The organism is Belnapia sp. AC561, assembly GCF_979252845.1.
The window spans coordinates 1-232 of the sequence record NZ_CEEDBP010000535.1 but is presented as its reverse complement, the minus strand read 5'-3'; the positions used below and the strand labels follow the sequence as shown (position 1 = coordinate 232).

Genomic DNA, 232 nt, shown 5'->3' with positions numbered 1-232 from the left:
AATGGAAAGGCCTGGCTGCGCTGATTGGCTTACAGCCGGGCTACCGCCTGGAAAAACTCTCCGGCCGTTTCCTCGCCATCGAACAACAAGAACTGGCGCAACACGCCAGCGCACCGTTGGCGCAAAGCCCGTTCGGTATCGACTTATGGCGCTGGCTGCGCCTGGGTCAGCACGACCTGTTCCTGTTCAAGCCACAAGCGTTGCGCGTGACCTACTTGCCCATGGCCGATGG

At 60.8% G+C, this 232-nt stretch carries 1 protein-coding gene; it reads left to right on the top strand.

From position 1 onward, the window contains the following. A partial coding sequence (locus AC0IW9_RS32160) for a hypothetical protein (RefSeq protein WP_471652329.1) occupies positions 1 to 232 on the top strand: 232 nt, incomplete at both ends.